At 45.7% G+C, this 4866-nt stretch carries 7 protein-coding genes; 4 read left to right on the forward strand and 3 right to left on the reverse strand.

What is annotated here, in order from left to right:
- Nucleotides 1-259 (reverse strand): hypothetical protein (locus tag JZU62_RS10610; RefSeq protein WP_295014614.1); only part of this gene is annotated, 259 nt, incomplete at its 3' end.
- Between the two features lie 189 nt (nucleotides 260-448).
- Between JZU62_RS10610 and JZU62_RS10615 the strand changes: the two genes are divergently transcribed.
- Both JZU62_RS10615 and JZU62_RS10620 read left to right on the forward strand, forming a co-directional pair.
- Complete coding sequence (locus JZU62_RS10615) at nucleotides 449-1054, forward strand: hypothetical protein (RefSeq protein WP_295014616.1); 606 nt, start codon at nucleotides 449-451, stop codon at nucleotides 1052-1054.
- Entirely contained in the window at nucleotides 1051-1932 is an 882-nt protein-coding gene (locus JZU62_RS10620) for a hypothetical protein (protein ID WP_295014618.1), read from the forward strand. Before JZU62_RS10615 ends, JZU62_RS10620 begins: the two co-directional genes overlap by 4 nt.
- Nucleotides 1933-1936: 4 nt before the next feature.
- Here the strand turns inward: JZU62_RS10620 and JZU62_RS10625 are convergent, their stop codons facing one another.
- The gene (locus tag JZU62_RS10625) at nucleotides 1937-3118 is read right to left on the reverse strand and encodes an OmpA family protein (protein WP_295014620.1); all 1182 of its coding nucleotides are present in this window, start codon (nucleotides 3116-3118) and stop codon (nucleotides 1937-1939) included.
- 66 nt (nucleotides 3119-3184) lie between these two features.
- Here JZU62_RS10625 and JZU62_RS10630 point away from each other — a divergent pair, with 66 nt between their 5' ends.
- Both JZU62_RS10630 and JZU62_RS10635 read left to right on the forward strand, forming a co-directional pair.
- Nucleotides 3185-3952, forward strand: a complete 768-nt coding sequence (locus tag JZU62_RS10630; protein WP_295014622.1) for an RMD1 family protein — start codon at nucleotides 3185-3187, stop codon at nucleotides 3950-3952.
- A gap of 50 nt (nucleotides 3953-4002) precedes the next feature.
- Nucleotides 4003-4293 carry a c-type cytochrome gene (locus tag JZU62_RS10635; RefSeq protein ID WP_295014624.1) on the forward strand — a complete coding sequence of 97 codons (291 nt, stop codon included), beginning with the start codon at nucleotides 4003-4005 and terminating at the stop codon, nucleotides 4291-4293.
- Between the two features lie 3 nt (nucleotides 4294-4296).
- On the opposite strand, the gene JZU62_RS10640 is transcribed toward JZU62_RS10635, so the two are convergent.
- On the reverse strand, nucleotides 4297-4866 hold a 570-nt coding region (locus JZU62_RS10640; protein ID WP_295014626.1), incomplete at its 5' end, for an EAL domain-containing protein.

Raw genomic sequence — 4866 nt, forward strand, 5'->3', positions numbered from 1 at the left:
TGAGGTTTTGTTGCTCCTTACTGAGGAGTGTCATATTTTTGATAGTGATAGAGGTAGTTGTAAAGCACACCGTCTCATTCTTATCTTGCGAGATATTTAATTCGGGGGTTATAGGTTCAGAAGAGGGGATAGTGGTATCAATATTCTGAAGTCGTTCATATATCTGTCGTTGTTGCTCGTTTATCAGAGGCGAATCGACGGGAGATACGGCAAATAGGTCTGAGTATCCACATAATATTAGGAGTACAAAAATAATCAATCTTAACACATTATCCTTTTGAAAAAAATAATTCTAAACATTAAATATTTAATATAAAATAAAAATTAATGAAATATATTATTGAATATCATTAATAATACTACTAAATATGCGTTACATTAGTGTTAAGTATAAAAAGAACTCTGCAAAAAAGCTCTCTATTTTATCTCCGAATGCTATACTTCTGTTATGCAAAACCGACCAACCGAAGATCAAATCCGCGCCCAATTCGTCACTTCGTTGATGGAATATTTCAAAATCGAAGAGGATATTAACCTCCGTGCGCACGTCGCCGATTTGGTACGCAACCTCCAGATGGCACAGTACCGTGAGTTTTTTCGCCGCCTCTCGTTACGCGAAATGCCTTACAAAAGCGGATTTGAAAAAATCGCTTTGATCGCTTCGGAATTTGAAGAAGAAACCCTCACCCCCATCGAGCAGGAAGCGAAAGAGCGTGCGGAGAAGCTCTATACGCTGATGTACGATATCCGTCGTGATGTGAGTTTAGTACGAGACGGGGATAAAAGTGCGTTGGAGCGGTTCGAGCAAATCCGATTCACCTCGATCAAACGTCAGGGCGAAGAGAAACCTCTTTTGGATGAAACCGATATCAATGTCGTTAAAATACTCACCAAAAAATGGATTTACGACTATGTCTCCTTGGATCGAAGCCTCTTTGAAGCGCGCGTCATCCACGAATATCGCAACGAAATCCTCCGTCGTGAACGAGAGAAAAACGATACCCTCATCGCACCGCTCAAAGCCAAACTTCTCCGTTCGGTAAAAGAAAAATGATCACCCTCCCCTCAACCCTGATCGATCGAGACGATTTGAGCATCATGGAGCGCGCACTCCTCCCCCTCATCGCCCGACATACCCAGCAGTGGGGTGATAAACCCAGCGATATCGATGCCTCCACCCTCGCCCAAGCACTCCGCCACGCTCCGCGCGAAGTGATCGAAGCGCTGGATAGTATGGTGAAAAAAGGGATACTCAAAACCCTCCGACGCAAAAGTGCGCAAGGGATGATGATCTACTACACGTTTGCTCCGATAGCTACCCTCGCTTCTCCCGTTATGAGCCTTAGCGCGACGCAATACAGTGATAGCAACTACTATCTCAACCTCTCCAATGAGGCTTACGAGGAATTACACGTGTTTGCGTTGGAGTTGTGTGATCGTGAGGGGTTACGACGAGAGCTTTTTGAGGATTTTAATCTCTATCAACGCTCCAAAAACAACCGTTCTTTTGACTGGTGTGCGGAGTTTGAGCGGTGGGTACGACGAGAGAGTATCTCCAACGCTCCTGTTGTAGCCTCGGCACAAGAGCTCGCCGAAACCAAACCAACCACCGAAGAGTTTGAGATGACACAATATTTTATCCGTCATCTCTCTGCAATCGATCCGCAGTTTGAAGAACCGTTTGACGTGATGAGTTGGGCGGCACAAATCCGACTCCTCATCGATACAGGGGGGTATACTCTCCTCGATATCAAATCGGGAATCGACTGGCTCTTTAGTGCAAAAGGGGACTGGTTCCGTCCGAATGTTCCCGATGCGTATCATCTGCGCAAACATTTCAAACGGCTCATTGCCCATACCCGCTCGTTTCGCGACGGGAAACCGCGACTCCCTGATGGAATCGATCTCTTCGATCTGTATGAGCAGATGTAGGCTATTATCGGCTTAAGATAAACTCCACCCGTCGATTTTTCGAACGTCCCTCTTCATTGTCGTTGGAAGCGGTTGGATTAGCATCCCCCATCCCAACGACTTTGATAGCCTTCGCATCGATCCCCTGAGTAATCAAATAATCAGCTACCATTTTGGCGCGGGCTTCGGAGAGGATTTCATTCGTCGCATACAAAGCTTTGAGACGTTGTGGCGGAATATTATCGGTATAGCCGTTGATCGTTACCGATGTATAGCCTCCTGCTTTAAAAAGCTGTGCCCATTCACGTAAATGCCCTTTTCCCACTTCGCTCAAAGCAACAACTCGGCTCTCAAAGATTTGAAAGTTCCGAAAATACGGTGCCGGAGTTGCCGATTTGACGATAGGTTTTTCAAGAACGCTCACAACAACTTTCGGTTCTACGCTCGGAGTACTCTCTTGAACTTTGGGTTCTGCCGTTGCAACTACAACCGGAGTCGGTGCTTTAACCTCTTCTACGACCACTTCTGCAACCGCGACAACCTTCGCCTCTTCTACAACCGGCTTAATGACCTCCGCAACGCGAACAGGGGCAACCGCTTTAGGTTCTGCTATCGCGACACTTGCCGCACTCTGACCCGCTTTTAGTTTCCCCAACTCCATCATCACGCACGCCCCTTTGACGTCACGTGCGGTGAGGGTATAAGTATTTCCATTGCGTTGCCACTGCGGGTTTTTGAGCGGTTTTAGATCTTGATCCAACCCTTGATATTTGCGGACACCATACCCTTTAGGGACGTTGACGGTCAAAATATTCTCTGCGGTAACACACTCAGCAGACCCTTTGCAATCCCCTCCGCTGAGGAGAATCTTGATGATCCCGTTCTCCTCGGACACCAAAAAGTCATCTTTATTGGCACGCTCAAGATACGAATAACGGTCGGTATTCTCAAAAGAGAGCTTTGTCATCCCCTCTTTGGTTTTTTCCATTCTGTGATTGGAAGGGCGAACGTAAACGATTCGGGCGGGGTCAAACCCTTTCTCAAACATAAATCCGTAATTTTTATTTTTTTCACCTTGATAATTAAAATGAAAAATTCCCTCTGAAAAATCGGCTTGAGGATAGAAAATCATCTCCGAAACATCGGCTGAAACAGAGCTCCAACCCAACCATAACCCCACTAATCCGACTGCTATTTTAGTTTGCATTATCACCTCATTGTAATAAAGGAATGATACACTATCAATAACCAATCTTCGGTTAAAGGTCTGAACATGAATCTCCTTTCTTTATATCTTAACCATCCCCTTACCACCGCAACGGTCGAATATGCTCTCGACATCACCCTGAGTCGCGGTGTCGAAAACGGCTATTACGGGAAAAATGATCTTCTTCACGTCGTTTTAACACCCTTTGGGGTACTCACGCTGATTGCTGAAGAGAAAAGTCAGATATTAGCGGCTCTCTCAAAGTTAAGCATCTCTCTCGATGTAGAACATCTCATCACCCAAGACTATCCCATTCATATTGACCCTCAGCTCACAACTCTTTTTGCTGTCACTAATGAAGCAATACTCTTGCGGGAGGGCTCAATGTTGACCCTCAATGTCATCGCCCTAGCGATCAGTCAGAGTGTCGGGCTAGAGCATTATGAAAAACGTCTCAATACCCTTTTCTCTCAAAGCCGTCGCATCGTTGAATCGATCCATACCTACTCCATCACGCAACGCTCCCATCTGATGCAGTTCGCCAAACGACTCGCCCTCACCCGTCATGATATGGTGAGCAACCTGTTGCTCCTCGATAAACCCAATATTTTATGGGATAACGAAGAGGCAGAATCGCTCTATACCCGCCTCGCATTTGTTCTCGAACTTTATGATCGGCACGAAATCGCCCTCTCCAAACTCTCCCAGATCAAAGAGGATGTCATGCTCGTGATGGATGTCATCAACCATAAGAAAAGTGAATTTTTGGAGTGGATTATCATCGTCTTGATCCTCATTGAAATCGTTATGGGGATTGCTGAGTTTATCCGATAGGCTATAATTTTTATGCTACAATAATCGCACATACTTTGGAGGTGATATAAATGGTGAAAAAAATATTAATTTTATCGGTGCTAGGATTCTCATCAGTGATGGCAGCAGATGGCGCAAAACTCTACGGAGCCAAATGTGCTGAATGTCACGGAACAGATGGGAAAGAGGCTTCTATTGCTGGGAAAGCAATCGCAGGGGGAAGTGGCGCGTTAGCAAAACTCATCGGCTATAAAAACGGTACATTCGGCGGTGACCAAAAAGCACTTATGCAAGGCAATGTAGCCACAATCAGTGACAGCGATCTTCAGAGTATCGCTAGTTACGTCGATACCCTAAAATAATCCTCACCCGAGGAGTTTTATAAACTCCTCAGCTCTAACGGGCTGGCTTTTAAAATACCCTTGATACATTGTGCACCCTTTCTCTTTGAGAAAATCGATCTGCTCTATCCGCTCCGTCCCCTCGGCTAACACCTGAAATCCTAAAGCCTGTCCCATCGCGATAATCGCGGTAACAATCGCCATATCATCTTTATCAAACGGTAGATCATCCACAAAACTCTTATCGATTTTGAGAACATCGATGGGGAATCGTTTGAGATAGCTTAGAGATGAATATCCCGTACCAAAATCATCTATTGCCAATCGGATACCGTGTGCTCGCAAAGCGTGAAGCATCTCTACCGTCTCCTCCTCCCGTTGCATCAATGCACTCTCGGTCAGTTCCAACTCGAGTCGATCGGCCGGATAACCGCTTTTTTTGAGTGCTTTTTCAACCATCTCAGGAATATTTTGCTGACGTACCTGATGAGCAGATAGATTTACTGCCAACGTCAGTCGATGCCCTTGATCGAGCCAAATTTTTCCCTGTCGGCATGTCTCATTCAACACCCATTCCCCGATCTCACCGATCAG

Origin of the sequence: Sulfuricurvum sp. (assembly GCF_019163035.1) — a bacterium.
Taxonomy (GTDB): domain Bacteria; phylum Campylobacterota; class Campylobacteria; order Campylobacterales; family Sulfurimonadaceae; genus Sulfuricurvum.

Bases quoted from the DNA above. Each gene is read 5' to 3' on its own strand.
- JZU62_RS10630 (WP_295014622.1), top strand. From the start codon at position 3,185: ATGAATCTCCTTTCTTTATATCTTAACCATCCCCTTACCACCGCAACG.
- JZU62_RS10635 (WP_295014624.1), top strand. From the start codon at position 4,003: ATGGTGAAAAAAATATTAATTTTATCGGTGCTAGGATTCTCATCAGTG.
- JZU62_RS10625 (WP_295014620.1), bottom strand. From the start codon at position 3,118: ATGCAAACTAAAATAGCAGTCGGATTAGTGGGGTTATGGTTGGGTTGG.
- JZU62_RS10620 (WP_295014618.1), top strand. From the start codon at position 1,051: ATGATCACCCTCCCCTCAACCCTGATCGATCGAGACGATTTGAGCATC.
- JZU62_RS10615 (WP_295014616.1), top strand. From the start codon at position 449: ATGCAAAACCGACCAACCGAAGATCAAATCCGCGCCCAATTCGTCACT.